The sequence below is a fragment of the Ralstonia sp. VS2407 genome, assembly GCF_052950655.1.
On the sequence record NZ_JBRFVG010000007.1, the window covers coordinates 200,897 to 219,406 of the forward strand.

Consider the following 18,510-nt stretch of genomic DNA (forward strand, 5'->3'; position numbering starts at 1 on the left):
AAGCGTTTCTTAGGCGTACTCACAGATGCGTCGATTTCCCATCCTGTTGTTGCCTGTCTGGCTTGCGTTAGGGGTGTGCTGGCTTATTCCTTTTCTGATCGCACCGCATACCTATCCTATTCCGACCTTTTATTCAGAATCTGCTGCCGCGATTTGTTGGATCGTTTTCGCGGTCGTGGTGCTGGGTAGGACGTGGAATCGAGCGGCCGGTTTGCCAAGCGCTGCTTTGGCGCCATTAGCGTTGGTCGTGGTGTTGATCGCGCAGTTGGCGATTGCGCCACCGCTGAATCCTTTCTTCTCCTTCGGGGCGATTGTCACCTTGCTGGCTGCTGCGGCCATTTGCGGATTGGGCCTGCGGTGCCGGGAAATGCCGGGCGTGCTGACTGCAATCGCGGCCGCGGTCATTGTTGGAGGCTTGCTGACCGTCGTTATCGAGCTACTGCAGCTATTCCGCGTGTCGAATTTACCCAGCGCCTTTTTCTCCATGGCGCCCACGGGCATTGCTCGGCGCATGTGGGGCAATTTGAATCAGCCCAATCACGTCGGAAGCTATTTGGCGTTCGGGTTGGCAGCGTGCCTTTTTCTCGCACAACGATATCGGAAATGGCTTCTGCCCTTGCTTGTCGTGACGCTGGTGCTGTTGCTTGGCATGGCACTCACGTTCTCTCGAATGACGTGGATACACGTCGCGGTTGTCGGGCTGCTCGCCGGCATACCGGTCGCGGCCGAACGCAGGGGGCGTCCGTGGACAACGAGGTTGTTCGTTCTGGCAACCCCGCTGGTGCTGCTTATGGTGGCGTATCAGGGATGGAACTGGTTGATTGCATTGGCCAACGGAATCTGGACCTTCGATTTGCCCGGGTCCATGGGTGAGCGTCTCCAAGAAGGCGCAGGGCTGCGTCCGTTGCTGTGGAATCATGCCTGGCATATCTTCCTGGCGCATCCGTGGTTGGGTGGTGGCTGGGGCGACTACGCCTGGAATCAGTACGTGCAAACCGATGCGCTCGGCCCAGTCGAGATGTCGTTGAATGCACACAACATCGTGCTGGATCTGCTTGCGAAAGTTGGTCTACTCGGGTTGTTGGCTGTACTCGCCCCACTCGTGTGGTGGGCATTCCACCTACGCGGTCGATTGCGATCTCCAGATACCGCGTTTCTGTGCGCCGCGGTTGCAGTCATGATTGTGCATTCCTTGCTGGAATACCCGCTCCACTACGTCTATTTTCTGTTTCCGTTTGCCTTTGCGGTGGGGTATCTGGATACCAAGGCGCTACGCTTTCCCTCTGGGGGCATTGCGTGGGTGCTCTCCAGCGTGATCGTGGTTTGTGGGGCCACCTTGGTCACGCGCTTATGGGTTGACTACCGCGTCGTCGAGCGGCTCTATTTCACCCAGGACGGCGTAGCCAAGGAGCTGGCTAGATACCAAGCTAGCGGCCAAATGTTGTTGGTGCCATATGCAACCCTGGTGATGGCAATGAACGCTTCGATCGACCGGGAAATGGCCCCTGTAATGGCGGCGCTGGAGCGGCAGGCCGTGCAGTTCTATCCTGGCCCGGCGACGGTTCAGCGCTATGCATTGACACTTGCATTGCAAGGAAGGAATGACGAAGCGATCATTCAAGTACGGCGTCTTCGCAATCAATACTGGACGAGCTATCCGTCGCAATCCACTGTGCTCACGCAAGCTTGTGCAAAGAAGGCAGACGATCTCAAAGTGTTTTGCCATCGCTTGAAATCCGAGAATCTACTCGTTGGAGTGGATTGATTCGGAAATATGGGGCTCAATTTTCTGATTTAAGCGTCCTCGCTGGGGCGCTTTTTTATTGTCCAATTCAATGCCCGAGTCTATGTGAAAATTGGTTGCGGGTCGTGAAATTGAGCCACTTTTTCGTTAGTCTTCTCCAGCTTCATTGGATTAAATTGGTTCATATTCAACTTTGGAGGAGAAGATGCAGATGCAGTCGAATCAAAAAGTCAGTGCGTCACGTCAGCAGGGCTTTACTCTCATCGAACTGATGATCGTTATAGCAATCGTAGGCATCCTGGCCGCAATTGCGGTTCCGGCGTATCAGGACTACACCATCCGCGCGAAGGTGACGGAAGGGCTAACAATCGCCGCACAAACCAAGACTCTAGTTGCGGAGAATGCCATTGCTGGGCGGAACGACTTATCCAAGGGGATGTCTACATTCTCGGTAACTAAAACCGTTTCGGATTTAGCGGTCGACAAAGAGACTGGTGAAATTGTTGTGACCTACGATTCAAAAATGGTGCCGACCGACAAGAGCAAACTTGTTCTGACGCCGTACTCGGCCAATGCAAACTTGCAGGCAGGGAGTGTTCCTGCCGGCGCAATTCAATGGGTCTGTGCTGCAAGTGGAAAGGCGCCTGACGAAGCTAGTGTTAAGCAGAATACTGAGCCGACTCTGGAAGCCAAATACGCTCCAGCAGAGTGCCGCTAATCCAGTTGGATAAGAAAAGAGCGTCTTAAGGGTGTTCTTTTCAGTCGAATTAGAGCTTGTTACGGAGTCACCCAATCCCCCGACTTCCCCCCATGCTTTTCCAATAGCCGCACATCCCCAATCACCATCCCCCGATCCACAGCCTTGCACATGTCGTAGATGGTGAGCAGCCCCACCTGCACCGCAGTCAACGCTTCCATTTCCACGCCGGTCTGCCCCCGCGTCTCGGCCCGAACCGTGCAGCGGACAGTGCTTGCCGCTTCATCCAAGGCAAATTCCACCCCCACCTTCGTCAGCGCCAACGGATGGCACAACGGAATCAAATCCGACGTCCGCTTGGAGCCTTGAATTGCCGCAACGCGCGCAATCCCCAGCACATCGCCTTTCTTGGCGTTGCCATCGCGCACCAGCGCAAACGTCTCGGGCAACATGCGGATCGTGCCGGTGGCGACGGCCACGCGGTGCGTGACGGCTTTGTCGCCGACGTCGACCATATGGGCTTGTCCAGCGGAATCGAAGTGGGTGAGTTGCGACATGAGTGACAGCGCGTTTTGCGGGGCAGGGTGCGAAGCGTTTTATGATAGCAAGCACCCGGCTTGCGGCGATGTGGCCGCGCTGATTCCGCTCTCCGTGCTTTCCGTATGACGCTTTCACTTTTTCGGCCGCGCGTCCGCAAACTGACGGCTGCTGTGTTGTTGTCGACGTGGCTGGCGCCCGTGCCGTTGCCCGTGCTGGCGCAGGTGGTGGCGTCCACGCCGGCGGCCTCGGTCAACCCGGGGTTGGGCTCTGCTGCGGCGGCGGATCAGGTGCAGAGCAACCTGAACCGTAGCGTGCAAATCGGCCGGCAGTCGCCGTATTTGCCGAAGGAGCCGACCGTCATTGACGCGCCGACGTACGAGTTGCCCGATATGGGCGATCCGTCGACGGCGTCGTTGTCGCCCGAGATGGAGCGCCGTCTGGGCGACCGTGTGATGCGCCAGATACGCCGCGATCCGGACTTTGTGCCCGATCCGCTGATCACCGACTACCTCAACGGCATCGGCTACAAGCTGATCGAAGCGGCGCGCCGTCAGCACGTGGCGGGCAGCACGTCGGCGTCGAGCTTTGAGCTGTTCGCCGTGCGGGATCCGGGCATCAACGCGTTTGCGCTGCCGGGCGGCTACATCGGCGTGAACACGGGGACGTTGGTCGCGACCGAGAGTGAATCGGAGCTGGCCTCGGTGCTCGGCCACGAAATCGGCCACGTGCTGCAACGGCACATTGCACGCGGCATCGATAAATCCGGTGAGTCAATGTGGATTGCGCTGGCGTCGATCCTGCTGGCGGGTCTTGCGGCCACCAAGAGCGGTGACGCCGCCCAGGCGCTGGCGATGGGTGGGCAGGCGGCGGCAGTGTCGAACCAGCTCGCCTTCTCGCGCGGCGCGGAGCGCGAGGCGGACCGCGTCGGTTTCACGCTGCTCACGGGCGCAGGCTACAACCCCGACGGCATGCCGGACTTCTTCCGACGCCTGCAGCGCGTGACGAACATTGCGGATACCGGCGTGATTCCCGGTTATGCGCGCACTCACCCGCTGACCGGCGAGCGCATCGCCGACATGGAAGACCGCGCGCGTAGCTTGCCGCATCCGCGCCAACCGCGCCGGCCAGAATTTGGTTTTGCGAAGGCGCGTGCGCGCGTGCTGCAGGAAACGTCGACGAGCGCCTATATCGACGTGCGAAATGCGATGCGCTCGCAGTTATCGTCGGCACCGGATGCGCCGGTCGAGAAGCGCGCGGCGCTCTGGTACGGCGTGGCCGTCGCCAACCAGATGGCCGGCCGGCTGGATGACGCTGAGCAGGCGCTGCAGGAGGCGCGACGCCTGTACGGCAACATTCCCGGCATCACATCCGGCAGCGTCGAGCTGGACGTAACGGCCATCGAACTGGCACGCGCTCGTAACCGCGCATCGGAGGCGTTGACGTTGGCGCGCGCAGCACTCACTGCGTATCCGCTGTCGCGCGCGGTGGGCATCACCTATGCGCAAACGCTGCTGTCGGCCGGCCGGGCCGATGACGCGATTCCGTATCTGAAAGACAAGACCCGCGAAGACACCGCCCAGCCAATCTGGTGGGACATGCTCGCTCGTGCCTATGCCGACAAGGGCAAGCGCGTTGAGCAGCATCGCGCGCTGGCGGAGAAATACGCACGGGATGGGGCGTGGGGCTCGGCGGTGGAGCAACTGAAGCTCGCCCGCGATGCGGGGGATGCAGATTTCTACACGCTATCCGAAGTCGACGCGCGCTTGCACCAGATGGAGCGGCAATACCGTGAAGAGAAGGCGGAAGACAAGGCGCTGCCGAAGTAGCGCGGGCTACTCCGCAGGCCTTGTCACGAAGCCATAGCGCTTTGCCACTTCTGCGCGCGCAATCGGCTCAATGTCGAATGTCCGGTCACCCAGTGTCAGCGTTCCCAGCGCCGCTCCGCACGCCTCTCCGTGCCAGTTGGCCAACGAGGAGAACGGCTCCAGGTCGTGATCGTGCAGCAGGGCGATGGTTTCCTCTGCTTCGTATCCGCCCACGCGGCCCGAGAGCAGCACGCTGCCGTGCTCGTCGACAAAACAGCCGCTCGGCGAGAAAGCAGCGCCCGTGGTTGTCGTAAATGCGGGCGGCGCGCCATCGGCTGACAGCCGTGCAACCCACGGCGTGTAATCGAGTTCAACAAACACCCGCTGCGGCCCGTTCTGGAAGAACCAGCGCCCGGCATCGTCATGCGCGTAGTTGCGCACGATGAAGTCGATGAGCGCCGCATGGCGAATTGGCTCGCCGGACAGTCTGTTGGCCTGCGCGTATTCGTTGCGCATGCGCCATTGGCCGCGCCGGTCCAGTGCCAGCCAGCCGAAGCAATTCGGCACGTTCGGCCACTTGGCCATGGCCTGGCGGACGATGTCATCCATCAGCGTCCTCCGCGTTGGCTTGGCGGCCCAGTACGTCATCGAAAAAGCGCAGGACGCGGGCGGGCATCCAATCCACGCGGCCAGTCTTGCCATGGCGCAGAAGGAAGCCGACATGGCCGCCGTGCAGCGGCTGGTCCAGCGTGATGTCGGGCGACACGTCGGCCGCGCCGGGCAGGTGTTGTCCGGGCAGGAACGGATCGTTGCGTGCGTTCAGCACCAACGCAGGCACACGCACCTCGCGCAGCACGGGTTTGGACGAAGCGCGCGTCCAGTAGTCGAGCACGTCGCGAAAACCGTGCAGCGGCGCGGTGACGAGGTTGTCGAATTGCCCCAGCGTGCGCGTGGCCATCATGGCGTCGCGGTCGTACAGGCCGGGATGCTGGTCGAGCTTCGCATTGGCCTTGGCTTTGAGCGTGCGCAGGAACATGCGCGTGTAGACCATGTTGAAGCCTTTGGACAATGCTGCGCCGCCAGCCCGCATATCCAGCGGCGCAGACACCGTCGCTGCCGCACTCACGTAGCGGGCATCGGTACCGTGCTCGCCCAGGTAGCGCAGCAGTGCATTGCCGCCCAGCGAGATGCCGACGACCAGCAACTTGCGGCCCTGCGGCTGGCAAACCGTCCGATACAGGCGTTCGAGGATCCACGCGATCTCGGCGCCATCGCCGCAGTGGTACATGCGCGGCGCGAGGTTCATCTCGCCCGAGCAGCCGCGGAAGTGTGGAATGACGCCCAGCCAGCGGCGGCCGCGCAGCGCGTCCATCAGCAGCCGCGCGTAATGGCTGCGCGAATCGCCTTCCAGGCCATGAAACATGACGACGAGCGGCGCGTTCGCGTCGGTCTCATGCGTGGTCCAGTCGAGGTCGATGAAGTCGTGGTCGGGCGTGTCCCAGCGCTCACGCCGATACGCAATGCGCGGAAAGCGCCACAGGCGCGCGGGCACGATCGTTTGCGCATTGCCGCCGATCAGCCACCACGGCGAGCGGAACGCGTGCGGCTCGAACGGCCCCGCAAGCAGGGCGCTCAGATTCAGTTCAAGAGGAGTGGCGTGGCGAGACGGGTGGGTCATCGAAAGAGACGGCGGCCACGCCGAGCGCGGCAGCTTAGTGCAGAGAGTGCGTGACGCTGGCGATGGAAGCGGCCACGCGTTCTTCGGCGGCCTGGCTGGAATGCACGTGGGCGATGCGCCAGCCTTCGTGGTTCTGCATCAGCACGTAGGTCGTGTGCACGTACAGATCGGCTTCGGTGGCGGTGGCCGAGAAGCGCAGCGCTTCCGTGGCTTCGAAGATGGATACGCCCAGCGACGAATGCACCTGCTGCGAGAGGCATTCGATCCAGACCGGATTCTTCTCGACCAGCGCATCGAGGCAGCCGCGCAGCTGCTCGTGGCCGTGCAGGCGCTGGCCGTCGGGCAGGATGAAGCTCACCGAATCTTCATCGAGCCACAGCTTGAGCGCGCCGTCGGCATCGCGGCGCTTGAGCGCATCGCGATAGGCTTCGAGGATGTCCTCGGCGGCTTCGAACAGGCGGGCAAATCGTGGCATGGCGGTGAACGTTAAGGAGAGCGTGTTACTGCGGCTGAAGCAGCCGGCGCAATTCATGAAACACCATCTCGGGGCCGATGTCGCGCAGGCAGCGCAAGTGGCCCAGCGGGCATTCGCGCGCGAAGCACGGGCTGCACTCCAGATGGAGCCACATGATACTCGCAGCGGGCGACAGCGGCGGCGTGTGGCGGGGGTCGCTGGAGCCGAACACGGCCACCTGCGGGCGTCCCAGGGCAGCCGTCACGTGCATCAAACCGGAGTCGTTGCAGATGGCGGCTTCGGCGCGGGCGAGCAGCTCGATGGCCTCGTCCAACGAGGTCTCGCCGCACAGGTTGCGCACGAACGGCGCACGCTCGACGATGGCATTTGCCATGTCGCGGTCCTTGCCCGAACCGAGCGCGACGATCTGCGCATACGGGAACGAGCGGCGCAGCATCTGCGCCAGCTCTGCGAAGTGCTCGGCTGGCCAGCGCTTGGCCGGGCCGTATTCCGCGCCGGGGCAGAACGCAATCAGCCGCGCGTTGCCCGGAATGCCGAACTTGGCGGACGTGGCGGCCACGCGCTGCACATCAACGTCCAGCTTCGGATCGGGCAGCGTGTCGGGCAGCTTGGCGTGGGGCTTAAAAGCCAGCGCCGCGTAGTGCTGCACCATCGGCGGACGCGCGTTCTTGGGCGGATTCGGGTAGCGCACGTTCAGCACGCCCAGGCGCGACTCGCCCTTGTAGCCGATGCGCAGCGGAATGCCGGCCAGCCATGGGATCAGCGCGCTCTTGAACGAGTTCGGCAGCACGTACGCTGCGTCAAAGGTTTCGCCCTTGAGCTGCTGGGCGAACATCGTGCGGCTGCCGAGCTGCAGCTTGCCATGGGCGAGCTCGGTGGGCAGCACGCGCGCGATCTCCGGCATGCGCGCGAGCACGGGAGCCACCCATTTCGGGGCAATCGCGTGGATCTGCGCGCGCGGGTGCCGCGCCTTGAGTTGCGCGAACAGCGGCTGCGCCATCAGCGCATCACCGATCCAGTTGGGGGCGACGACGAGGATCTTGCGCATCATCGAATCGCCAGACGGGTGCTGCGACCGGTGTCCTGCAGGTGAATCGGGCTCAATGGTGGCCCTTCAGTTCAACGCCGGGGGCCAGCTTGTAGACGGTGCCGCAGTACGGGCACTTGGCCTCGCCGGTGTCAGCGATGTCGAGAAACACGCGCGGGTGATAGTTCCAGGCCGGCGTCTTGGCGGTCGGGCAATGCAGCGGTAGGTCGTCTGCGCCGACTTCGATCGTGGGTGCGGTTTGCGTGGTCATGGTGAGTGAGGAGTGCCGGCGCGGTCTGAGCAGGTCAGCCACACCGTGATATGGGCCGCAGGTTCAAAAACCGACAAAGGCGAAATTGTAAGGGGTGGGCGCAGGCGCGCCAACGCCGATTGTTGCAGTGCGTGGCGCCCGGCACGAATCCCGGCATAGGGCGGGGCACGGGCGCATTGTCGTTAAGCGGATGCTTAACATCAAAAGTATAATCGTGTGTTTCCTACGAGCCACCCATGTCGCCCCCGACGTTCCTGCGCGCCCGCGCTGCCGGTTGCCCCTGTCCGGTTGATCAAAAAGAGTCTGATTCGCCACTTCTGGGGGCGCCATGGCGCTAGTTCGCTGGGCGGCTGCGTTGCAGCGCCGCTGGGAGGCCATCGATCCGGCCGAACGTGCGGGCTTCTTTGCCGGCGTGCGCGCCTATATGTCGTCGATGCCGCCGGTGCTGGCCTGGGGGCTGGTAACGGGCGTGGCGATGAGCAAGTCGGTGCTGACCATCCCGCAGGCCATCGGCATGACGATCTTCGTGTATGCCGGGTCGTCGCAGTTGGCGGTGCTGCCGCTACTGGCGGCGGGGTTGCCGATCTGGACGGCACTGCTGACGGCGTTCATCGTGAACGTGCGCTTCATCATCTTCAGCGCCGGGCTGATGCAGCATTTCGGGCACCTGCCGTTCATGCGGCGCGTGGTCCTGGGTGTGTTCAACGGCGATCTGCCGTTCGTGCTGTTCACCCAGCAGTACCCCTCGGCCGCGCCGCAGGCGGGCAAGGAGGGCTATTACTGGGGCATGGTCCTGCTGAGCTTCGTGGGCTGGCAGGTGTCGTCCATCCTGGGCATCGTCGCGGCGAGCCTGTTTCCTGACGCGTGGGGCTTGGCGCTGGCCGGGACGCTCGCGCTGATTCCGGTCATGGTGTCGACCATTCGTAGCCGTGCCACCCTCATGGCGGTGGCCGTGGCGGCGGTGCTGGCGCTGGTTGCCTTCAAGCTGCCGTATCGATTGAGCCTCGTGATTGCCGTGACCGGTGCCATGGCCGCCGGCCTTGCCGCCGACGAGGCTGCAGCGCGCCTGCAGTGGCAGCGCCGACGGGCCGCACAGGCGGCAGCTGACGAGGGCGAAGCATGAGCGCACTCGAAATCTGGCTGGTGATTGCCGGGATGACCGTGGTGACGATCGTCACACGTTCGCTGTTCCTGATCGTGGGCAACCGCATGACCCTGCCCGTGCGCATCCAGCACGCGCTGCGCTTTGCGCCGGCCGCGGCGCTCGTCGCCATCGTCCTGCCCGACCTGCTCTTGAATCACGGGCATTTTGACGCGAGCTGGACCAACCCGCGCCTGATGGCCGGCGTTGCCGCCACCGCGTTCTATGTGGCCACGCGGCGCATGCTCGGCATGATCTTCGTCGGCATGGGCGTCTTTACCGTGCTGCGTCTCTGGGGATGAACATGTCGGGCTCCAATCGCAACGGCGCAATCTTCGCGTTTCTGGCCTACACCATGTGGGGCCTGTTTCCGCTGTACTTCAAGCTGCTCAAGGCGGTGTCGCCGGTGGAGATTCTCTCGCACCGGGTGATCTGGTCATTGGCGGTGATGGTGATGATCCTGCTCGTGAAGCGGCACTGGGCATGGCTGTGGGCGCTGCGCACGCAACCGCGTGTCGTGGGGCGCTATGCGGCCAGCACGAGCCTGTTGGCCGCCAACTGGCTGACCTACATCTGGGCCGTCAACCACGACCACGTGATCGATGCCAGCCTGGGCTACTTCATCAACCCGCTGGTGGTGGTGATGCTGGCGCTGCTGGTGCTCGGCGAGCGGCTGCGGCCCGTGCAGTGGGTGTCGGTAGCCCTGGCGGCGGCAGGCGTGGCGTGGCTGACCTGGCAGGCCGGCACGCTGCCGTGGATTGCTCTGGCGCTGGCGTTTTCGTTTGGGTTCTACGGCTTGCTGCGCAAGACTTCGCCGCTGGGTGCGCTAGAGGGGCTGACGCTCGAGACGCTGCTGCTGTTTCCGCTGGCGCTGGCCTACCTCGGCTGGCTGGCTTCGCAGCATCAGAATGCCTTCCTGGCCGCATCGCCGGGCACGCAGTTGCTGCTGGCGCTGGCCGGCCCGCTGACGGCACTGCCTCTGCTGCTGTTTGGCGCCGGCGCGCGGCGTATTCCGCTGTCGCTGTTGGGTTTGCTGCAATACGTGAGCCCCACGCTGCAGCTGCTGCTGGGCGTTTGGCTCTACAACGAGCCGTTTGCGGGCCCAAAGGTGGCCGGCTATGTGCTGATCTGGGCAGGTCTTGCCGTGTATTCAGCCGAAGGCTGGATGCGGCTGCGCCGTCGCACGCCGCTGCCGGCGTAGCCCCACCGATCGGCCTCGGCAAGACGGTCGAGCCCGGCAGGTTCGGCCGAGAAACGCACGTTTTGACCAGTCGCATCGGGTAAAATCGTTGTTTTCCGCGATTTCTTCCGAAGCTGCCATGCCTCACGTCCTGCGTCTGTCCGATCTCATCTCCGAAGGAAAGCTTGCCGGTAAGCGCGTGTTCATCCGCGCCGACCTCAACGTGCCGCAAGACGATGCCGGCAACATCACCGAAGACACGCGCATCCGCGCTTCCGTGCCGGCCATCAAAGCCGCGCTGGACGCCGGTGCCGCTGTCATGGTCACCTCGCACCTGGGCCGTCCGACCGAGGGCGAATTCAAGCCCGAAGATTCGCTGGCACCGGTTGCTAAGCGCCTGTCCGAGCTGCTGGGCCGTGACGTGAAACTCGTCCAGAACTGGGTGGATGGCGTGGATGTCGCGCCCGGCCAGGTCGTGCTCCTGGAAAACTGCCGCGTGAACAAGGGCGAGAAGAAGAACAGCGACGAACTGGCCCAGAAGATGGCCAAGCTGTGCGACGTCTACGTCAACGACGCCTTCGGCACTGCCCACCGCGCGGAAGCCACCACCCACGGTATCGCCAAGTTCGCGCCCGTCGCCTGCGCCGGTCCGCTGCTGGCTGCCGAACTGGATGCGCTGGGCAAGGCGCTGGGCCAGCCGGCCCGCCCGCTGGTGGCCATCGTGGCCGGGTCGAAGGTGTCGACCAAGCTGACCATCCTGAAGTCGCTGGCCGACAAGGTGGACAACCTGATCGTCGGCGGCGGCATTGCCAACACGTTCATGCTGGCTGCCGGCCTGAAGATCGGCAAATCGCTGGCGGAAGCAGACTTGGTGGGCGATGCAAAGGCCATCATTGAGATGCTGGCTGCACGTGGCGCGTCTGTGCCCATCCCGGTCGACGTGGTGTGCGCCAAGGAATTCAGCGCCACCGCGGCCGCCACCGTCAAGGATGTGGCGGATGTGGCGGACGACGACATGATCCTCGACATCGGCCCGAAGACGGCCGCACAACTGGCCGAACAACTGAAGACCGCCGGCACCATCGTGTGGAACGGCCCGGTCGGCGTGTTCGAATTCGACCAGTTCGGTAACGGCACCAAGGTGCTGGCCGAGGCGATTGCTGCCTCGTCGGGTTTCTCGATTGCGGGCGGCGGCGACACGCTGGCTGCCATCGCCAAGTACAACATCGCCGACAAGGTGGGCTACATCTCCACCGGCGGCGGTGCGTTCCTCGAATTCCTGGAGGGCAAGACCCTGCCGGCCGTCGAAATCCTGGAACAACGCGCGCAGAACCAGGCCGCTGTCGCCTGAGCGCAAGCGCCGCCATCATCCCCACCACAACAACGAGACACCGCCGCCCATGACCCGCGCTACCAAGATCGTCGCAACGCTCGGCCCCGCGTCCAGCACGCAGGAAGTCCTGACCCGCATGATCGCCGCGGGGGTGGACGTGGTGCGGCTGAACTTCTCGCACGGCGCGGCGCAAGATCACATCGATCGTGCGCAACTCGTGCGTGAAGTGGCGCGCTCGGTGGGCCGCGAGGTGGCCATCATGGCCGACCTGCAAGGTCCGAAGATCCGCGTTGGCAAGTTCGAGAACGGCAAGATCACGCTCGAACCGGGCGATCGCTTCACGCTCGACGCCCGCTGCGAGCTGGGCAACCAGGAGCGCGTCGGCCTCGACTACAAGGAACTGCCGCGCGACGTTGGCCCGGGCGATCTGCTGCTGCTCAACGACGGCCTGATCGTGCTGCAAGTCGAGCGCGTGGTGGGTGAAGAGATCGAGACCATCGTCAAGATCGGCGGCGATCTGTCCAACAACAAGGGCATCAACCGCCAGGGCGGCGGGCTGTCGGCGCCGGCGCTGACCGCCAAGGACATGGACGACATCAAGACCGCGATGGCGCTGGGCGCCGATTACGTCGCGGTCAGCTTCCCGAAGAACGCGACCGACATGGAAATGGCGCGCCAGCTGGCCGCGGTGGCCGGCGCGCCGCACAACCACAAGACCCGCATGATCGCCAAGATCGAGCGCGCCGAGGCCATCCGCCCGGGCGTGCTCGAAGAGATCCTGGCTGCGTCCGACGGGATCATGGTCGCGCGTGGCGACTTGGCGGTGGAAGTCGGCAACGCTGCCGTGCCGGCGCTGCAGAAGCGCATGATCAAGCTGGCCCGCGAAAACAACAAGCTGGCCATCACCGCCACACAGATGATGGAATCGATGATCGTCAACCCGGTGCCGACGCGCGCCGAGGTGTCGGACGTCGCCAACGCCGTGCTGGATGGCACCGATGCGGTGATGTTGTCCGCGGAAACCGCTGCTGGCCGCTACCCGGTCGAGACCATCGAGGCCATGGCTGCCATTTGCGTGGAAGCCGAGAAGTCGCAATCCGTGCATCTGGACGCCGACTTCCTCGACCAGACCTTCAGCCGCATCGACCAGTCGATCGCCATGGGGGCGCTGTTCACGGCGCACCACTTGCAGGTCAAGGCGATTGCCGCGCTGACCGATTCCGGCGCCACGGCGCTCTGGATGAGCCGACACGGCATCAACATTCCCATTTATGCGATGACGCCCAACGTGGCCTCGCAGCGCAAGATGGCCCTGTACCGCAACGTGCAATCGCTGCCGCTGGCCAACAGCGCCGACCGCGACGAAGCGCTGCATCAGGCCGAAGAACTGCTGGTCGCGCGCGGTGTCGTGCAGCGCGGCGACTTCATCGTCCTGACCGTCGGCGAGCCGATGGGCCAGGCCGGCGGCACCAACACGCTCAAGATTGTTCGCGTCGGCATGCACTGACGCCCACGACGGAACGCCGTTTGCTACGTCGTTTAGATCGACCGGACGCGTTCCTGAGACCGAATACAGATCGATCCATAGGAGAAAACCATGCCACTCGTCTCGATGCGCCAACTGCTGGACCACGCCGCTGAAAACGGCTACGGCCTGCCGGCATTCAACGTGAACAACCTGGAGCAAGTCCAGGCTGTGATGGAAGCTGCCAAGGAAGCCGGCGCACCGGTCATCCTGCAGGCCAGCGCAGGCGCCCGCAAGTACGCCGGCGAATCGTTCATCAAGCACCTGATCCAGGCCGCTGTCGAGGCTTATCCGGAGATCCCGCTGGTCATGCACCAGGATCACGGCCAAAGCCCGGCCATCTGCCAGGGCGCCATCGACCTGGGCTTCGGCTCGGTCATGATGGATGGCTCGCTGCGCGAAGACGGCAAGACCCCGGCCGATTTTGACTACAACGTCGACGTCACCCGCCGCGTGGTCGAGATGGCCCACAAGGTTGGTGTGACCGTGGAAGGCGAACTCGGCTGCCTGGGCTCGCTTGAGACCGGAATGGCCGGTGAGGAAGATGGCCACGGCGCGGAAGGCAAGCTCGACCACTCGTCCCTGCTGACCGACCCGGAAGAGGCCGCCCAGTTCGTCAAGGCGACCCAACTGGACGCGCTGGCCATCGCCATCGGCACCAGCCACGGCGCCTACAAGTTCACGCGCAAGCCCACCGGCGACATCCTCGCCATCAGCCGCGTGAAGGAAATCCACGCGCGCATCCCGAACACCCACCTGGTGATGCACGGCTCGTCGAGCGTGCCGCAAGAACTGCTGGCCATCATCAACCAGTACGGCGGCAAGATGAAGGAAACCTACGGCGTGCCCGTCGAGGAAATCCAGGAAGCCATCAAGTACGGCGTGCGCAAGATCAACATCGACACCGACATCCGCCTGGCCATGACCGGCGCGGTGCGCAAGTTCCTGGCTGAAAACCCGGACAAGTTCGACGCCCGCGAATGGCTGAAGCCGGCGCGCGAAGCCGCCAAGCAGATCTGCAAGGCACGCTATATCCAGTTCGGCTGCGAAGGCCAGGCGGGCAAGATCAAGCCGATCGGCCTGTCGGTGATGGCGCAGAAGTACCAAAGCGGCGATCTCGCCCAAGTGGTGCAATAAGCATTCCGCGTCACATTTGGCAAACGGCTGGCACTGCGCCAGCCGTTTTGCATTGCATGGGCCACCCCATGGGCCACGTATAATGCTGGCCTTCCACGTTTTCTTATCTCCTCCCGGGTTCCGCCGTGTCCGCCACCCCTTCATCCTCCGCCCTTTACGAATCGTCGATCACCAGCCTGCCGTTGCTCGGCCGTGGCAAGGTGCGCGAGAACTACGCTGTCGGCGACGACAAGCTGCTGATGGTCACCACCGACCGCCTCTCGGCGTTTGACGTGATTCTCGGCCAGCCGATTCCGGACAAGGGTCGTGTGCTTGCGCAGATGTCGGACTTCTGGTTCAACAAGCTGCGCCACATCGTGCCGACGCACGAGACGGGCATCGCCCCGGAAACCGTGGTGGCCCCGAATGAAGTCGACCAGGTGCGCGGCCGCGCGATCGTGGTCAAGCGCCTGAAGCCGATCCTGGTGGAAGCCGTGGTGCGCGGCTACCTGGCCGGCAGCGGCTGGAAGGATTACCAAGCGACCGGCGCCGTCTGCGGCGTGCATCTGGCCCCAGGCCTGCAGAACGCGCAAAAGCTGCCCGAGCCGATCTTCACCCCCGCCGCCAAGGCGGAGATGGGCGAGCACGACGAGAACATCTCCTTCGATGAAGTCGAGCGCCGCATCGGCCCGGACCTCGCCGCGCAGATCCGCGACGTGAGCATCCGCCTGTACAAGGAAGCCTCCGACTTTGCCGCCACGCGCGGCATCATCATTGCCGACACCAAGTTCGAGTTTGGTCTGGACGAAAACGGCACGCTCACGCTGATGGACGAGGCGCTCACCGCAGACTCGTCGCGCTTCTGGCCGGCCGATTCGTACCAGGTCGGCACGAACCCGCCGTCGTTCGACAAGCAGTTCGTGCGCGATTGGCTCGAAGCCGTGCGCATTGATGGCAAGCCGTGGCCGAAGACTGCGCCGGCACCGCAATTGCCCGCCGACGTGATCGAAAAAACCGCCGACAAGTACCGCGAAGCGCTGACCCGCCTGACCGGCGAGTCCCTGCGTTAAACCGGAGCGATGACGATGACCGCACAGCAATCCGCTCCGCTCGTTGGCGTGGTGATGGGCTCCAGTTCCGACTGGGAAGTGATGCGCCACGCCGTCGACATGCTCACGCAGTTCGGCATTCCGTTCGAGGCGCAGGTCGTCTCGGCGCACCGCATGCCGGACGACATGTTCCGCTACGCCGAAGGCGCACGTGGTCGGGGTTTGCGCGCCATCATCGCCGGTGCTGGTGGGGCGGCGCATCTGCCGGGCATGATCGCCGCCAAGACGATCGTGCCGGTGTTCGGCGTGCCGGTGCCGTCCAAGTACCTGCGCGGCGAAGACTCGCTGCTCTCCATCGTGCAGATGCCCAAGGGCATTCCGGTGTCGACGTTCGCGATTGGCGAGGCCGGTGCGGCCAACGCAGCGCTGGCTGCCATCGCGACCATCGCCACCACCGACTCGGCCCTTGCCGACAAGCTCGAAGCCTTCCGCGCCCAGCAGACCGAAGTCGCGCGCGGCATGACGCTCCCCGTGCATGGCGCTTAAGTAACCTACGACCCGATTCATGGCCGACGACCTGAACCCGCGCCTGGCGCAAGCCCACACCGCGGAATCCCGCGCGCTGAACGTTCCCAACGCGATCCTGCCCGATGCCTGGCTTGGCATGCTCGGCGGTGGCCAGCTCGGCCGCATGTTCACGCACGCCGCACAGGCGATGGGCTATAAGGTTTGCGTGCTCGACCCGGACCCGAACAGCCCCGCTGGCACCATCGCCGAGCGCCATCTCTGCGCCGGCTACACCGATGAAGCCGCATTGGCCGAGATGGCCGCGCTGTGCCCGGCCGTCACCACCGAGTTCGAGAACGTGCCCGCGCAAGCGCTCGACAAGCTTGAGCAGCTCGGCGCGTTCGTTGCGCCGCGTGCCAACTGCGTATCGATCGCGCAGAACCGCATCGCCGAGAAGAAATTCTTCGCGCTGTGTGCCGCACGCACCGGCATCCACCCCGCACCGAGCTGGGTGATCGAGCACGAAGCCGATATCGAACAACTGCCTGCCGACCTGCTGCCCGGCATCCTGAAGATTGCCCGCATGGGCTACGACGGCAAGGGCCAGGCGCGTGTCTCAACGGTTGAAGAACTGCGCGCCGCCTGGGGCGCCATGCAGCACGTGCCGTGCGTGCTGGAGAAGATGCTGCCGTTGGCGTACGAGGTGTCGGTGCTGGCCGCCCGCGGCGCCGATGGCACGACCGCCACCTGGCCGCTCGCCGAGAACGAGCACCGTGACGGCATCCTGTTTTCAACGATCATGCCCTCGCGCAGCGTGTCGGACGACATTGCCACGCGCACCCGCGCCGCCGCGGCGATGGTCGCCGAAGAGATGGGCTACGTCGGCGTGCTTTGCATTGAATTCTTCGTGCTGCAGGACGGCTCGCTGGTCGCCAACGAGATGGCGCCGCGTCCGCACAATTCCGGCCACATCACCATGGACGTGTGCGAGACCAGCCAGTTCGAGCAGCAGGTGCGGGCCATGGCCCGGCTGCCGCTGGGCAGCACGCGCCAGCACTCGCCGGGCCGCATGCTCAACGTGCTTGGCGACGTGTGGTTCGAATACGGCCTGGAACGCACGCCTGCATGGCAGGAGGTCATGCGCCACAGCGGTACCAAGGTCCACCTGTACGGCAAGGCCGATGCGCGCCCGGGCCGCAAGATGGGCCACGTGAATTGCGTCGGCACCTCGCCGGAAGTGGTGGACGAAGCGTTCCGCCATGCCGCGCACGTGCTCGGTCTGCAGTCCGCCTAAAGACGAGTCGCCCATGCCGCATCGGACCAAAACGCCCTACACCATGCCTTCCGCTGAACGCCTTGATGAGGCCGCGCGCAGGCTGGAGGCCGGCGAGCTGGTCGCCTTCCCGACCGAGACCGTGTACGGACTCGGTGCCGATGCCGAAAATCCGCAGGCGATCGCCAAGATCTACGCAGCCAAGGGCCGGCCGTCCAGTCACCCCGTCATCGTGCACGTGGTGGATGGGGCCGACATTTCCTACTGGGCCGACGATGTGCCCGGCATCGCGCTGCAGCTCATCGAAGCCTTCTGGCCGGGGCCACTGACGCTGATCCTGAAACGTGCACCGCACATCCCGGCCGCCGTGGCAGGCGGGCAGGACAGCATCGGGCTGCGTTGCCCGTCGCACCCGGTGGCGCAGGCGTTGCTCTCGCGCTTCAAGCGTGGGCGCGGCGGTATTGCGGCGCCGTCGGCCAACAAGTTCGGTCAGGTCAGCCCGACCACCGCGCAGCACGTGCGGGATGAATTCGGCGATGCCGTGTTCGTGCTCGAAGGCGACGGCGTGGACGTGGGCATCGAGTCGACCATCATTGATCTTTCACGGCTGGACCAGGGCATTGGCCCCGTGCTGCTGCGCCCGGGCGCCATCACGCCTGAAGACATCGAGCGCGTGACTGGCGAAGTGCCTGCGCTACCGGATGCCGCTGCGCCGCGTGCTTCCGGCACGTTGAAGGCGCACTACGCGCCGCGCACGCCGTTGTATTTGGTGCCGGCGGCCGATGTGCCTGCGCGCTTGGCTGCACTGCCCGCTGACAAGCGCATCGTGTGGCTTGGTGCCCCCGTTGCACTGCGTGATGGTTGCGACCAGCGCGTCGCTCCCGCCACACCCGCCGCCTACGCCAACGCGCTCTATGCGCTGTTGCGCGAACTCGATCGCGGCGCTTACGACGCCATCTGGGTGGAAACCCTAGCCGATACGCCCGCCTGGGCCGCCGTCAACGACCGCCTGCGTCGCGCGGCCGCCGCGTTCGAGACGGACCTCTAATTCTTACGGGGCGCGCGTTCGCCGTGCGCCCGGCAACCTCGCTACACTTGGGCGTTGTGTCGTTCCGCGTGCTTCAAACGCGCACGGCGAGGTTACGCACC

Annotated in this window: 19 protein-coding genes; 13 read left to right on the top strand and 6 right to left on the bottom strand. The window is 64.2% G+C overall.

The window, feature by feature from the left end:
* The first annotated feature begins 25 nt into the window (after positions 1-25).
* The gene (locus ACU8YE_RS14135; protein WP_446928971.1) at positions 26-1,765 is read left to right on the top strand and encodes a Wzy polymerase domain-containing protein; all 1,740 of its coding nucleotides are present in this window, start codon (positions 26-28) and stop codon (positions 1,763-1,765) included.
* A 190-nt stretch (positions 1,766-1,955) separates the two neighbouring features.
* Positions 1,956-2,462, top strand: coding sequence for a pilin (locus ACU8YE_RS14140; protein ID WP_446928997.1), 507 nt, complete (start codon positions 1,956-1,958; stop codon positions 2,460-2,462).
* Between the two features lie 59 nt (positions 2,463-2,521).
* On the opposite strand, the gene moaC is transcribed toward ACU8YE_RS14140, so the two are convergent.
* Complete coding sequence (gene moaC, locus ACU8YE_RS14145; protein ID WP_446928972.1) at positions 2,522-2,998, bottom strand: cyclic pyranopterin monophosphate synthase MoaC; 477 nt, start codon at positions 2,996-2,998, stop codon at positions 2,522-2,524.
* A gap of 105 nt (positions 2,999-3,103) precedes the next feature.
* Between moaC and ACU8YE_RS14150 the strand changes: the two genes are divergently transcribed.
* Positions 3,104-4,807: a beta-barrel assembly-enhancing protease gene (locus ACU8YE_RS14150; RefSeq protein WP_446928973.1), complete on the top strand. Its 1,704-nt coding sequence runs from the start codon at positions 3,104-3,106 to the stop codon at positions 4,805-4,807.
* A gap of 6 nt (positions 4,808-4,813) precedes the next feature.
* Here the strand turns inward: ACU8YE_RS14150 and ACU8YE_RS14155 are convergent, their stop codons facing one another.
* The 5 genes from ACU8YE_RS14155 to ACU8YE_RS14175 are packed head-to-tail and all read right to left on the bottom strand — an operon-like array spanning position 4,814 to position 8,237.
* A complete protein-coding gene (locus tag ACU8YE_RS14155; RefSeq protein WP_446928974.1) occupies positions 4,814-5,395 on the bottom strand; it encodes a DUF2946 family protein in 582 nt (193 codons plus the stop codon).
* Positions 5,388-6,464 (bottom strand): YheT family hydrolase, encoded by a 1,077-nt coding sequence (locus ACU8YE_RS14160; protein WP_446928975.1) that lies wholly within the window; start codon positions 6,462-6,464, stop codon positions 5,388-5,390. The genes ACU8YE_RS14155 and ACU8YE_RS14160 overlap by 8 nt, the downstream gene beginning before the upstream one ends.
* Before the next feature lie 34 nt (positions 6,465-6,498).
* Complete coding sequence (locus ACU8YE_RS14165) at positions 6,499-6,939, bottom strand: YybH family protein (protein WP_009239042.1); 441 nt, start codon at positions 6,937-6,939, stop codon at positions 6,499-6,501.
* A gap of 25 nt (positions 6,940-6,964) precedes the next feature.
* Positions 6,965-7,990: a lipopolysaccharide heptosyltransferase II gene (waaF, locus tag ACU8YE_RS14170; RefSeq protein ID WP_027678124.1), complete on the bottom strand. Its 1,026-nt coding sequence runs from the start codon at positions 7,988-7,990 to the stop codon at positions 6,965-6,967.
* 49 nt (positions 7,991-8,039) lie between these two features.
* Entirely contained in the window at positions 8,040-8,237 is a 198-nt protein-coding gene (locus tag ACU8YE_RS14175) for a zinc-finger domain-containing protein (RefSeq protein ID WP_232042057.1), read from the bottom strand.
* Positions 8,238-8,565: 328 nt separating this feature from the next.
* Between ACU8YE_RS14175 and ACU8YE_RS14180 the strand changes: the two genes are divergently transcribed.
* From ACU8YE_RS14180 to ACU8YE_RS14225, 10 genes are all read left to right on the top strand, one after another.
* A complete protein-coding gene (locus ACU8YE_RS14180) occupies positions 8,566-9,360 on the top strand; it encodes an AzlC family ABC transporter permease (protein WP_446928976.1) in 795 nt (264 codons plus the stop codon).
* A complete protein-coding gene (locus ACU8YE_RS14185) occupies positions 9,357-9,680 on the top strand; it encodes an AzlD domain-containing protein (RefSeq protein WP_232042059.1) in 324 nt (107 codons plus the stop codon). The genes ACU8YE_RS14180 and ACU8YE_RS14185 overlap by 4 nt, the downstream gene beginning before the upstream one ends.
* Positions 9,681-9,682: 2 nt before the next feature.
* On the top strand, positions 9,683-10,579 hold the full coding sequence (rarD, locus tag ACU8YE_RS14190) for an EamA family transporter RarD (protein ID WP_232042060.1): 897 nt from the start codon (positions 9,683-9,685) through the stop codon (positions 10,577-10,579).
* A gap of 118 nt (positions 10,580-10,697) precedes the next feature.
* A complete protein-coding gene (locus ACU8YE_RS14195) occupies positions 10,698-11,909 on the top strand; it encodes a phosphoglycerate kinase (RefSeq protein WP_260803009.1) in 1,212 nt (403 codons plus the stop codon).
* Positions 11,910-11,958: 49 nt separating this feature from the next.
* Positions 11,959-13,398, top strand: a complete 1,440-nt coding sequence (pyk, locus tag ACU8YE_RS14200) for a pyruvate kinase (RefSeq protein WP_232042062.1) — start codon at positions 11,959-11,961, stop codon at positions 13,396-13,398.
* 90 nt (positions 13,399-13,488) lie between these two features.
* Positions 13,489-14,553 (top strand): class II fructose-bisphosphate aldolase, encoded by a 1,065-nt coding sequence (gene fba, locus ACU8YE_RS14205; RefSeq protein WP_004636117.1) that lies wholly within the window; start codon positions 13,489-13,491, stop codon positions 14,551-14,553.
* Between the two features lie 125 nt (positions 14,554-14,678).
* Complete coding sequence (locus tag ACU8YE_RS14210) at positions 14,679-15,602, top strand: phosphoribosylaminoimidazolesuccinocarboxamide synthase (protein WP_232042063.1); 924 nt, start codon at positions 14,679-14,681, stop codon at positions 15,600-15,602.
* Positions 15,603-15,617: 15 nt separating this feature from the next.
* A complete protein-coding gene (purE, locus tag ACU8YE_RS14215; protein ID WP_232042064.1) occupies positions 15,618-16,127 on the top strand; it encodes a 5-(carboxyamino)imidazole ribonucleotide mutase in 510 nt (169 codons plus the stop codon).
* Positions 16,128-16,146: 19 nt separating this feature from the next.
* Positions 16,147-17,382 carry a 5-(carboxyamino)imidazole ribonucleotide synthase gene (locus tag ACU8YE_RS14220; protein ID WP_446928977.1) on the top strand — a complete coding sequence of 412 codons (1,236 nt, stop codon included), beginning with the start codon at positions 16,147-16,149 and terminating at the stop codon, positions 17,380-17,382.
* A gap of 13 nt (positions 17,383-17,395) precedes the next feature.
* Positions 17,396-18,409 carry an L-threonylcarbamoyladenylate synthase gene (locus ACU8YE_RS14225; protein ID WP_232042066.1) on the top strand — a complete coding sequence of 338 codons (1,014 nt, stop codon included), beginning with the start codon at positions 17,396-17,398 and terminating at the stop codon, positions 18,407-18,409.
* Positions 18,410-18,510: the final 101 nt, after the last annotated feature.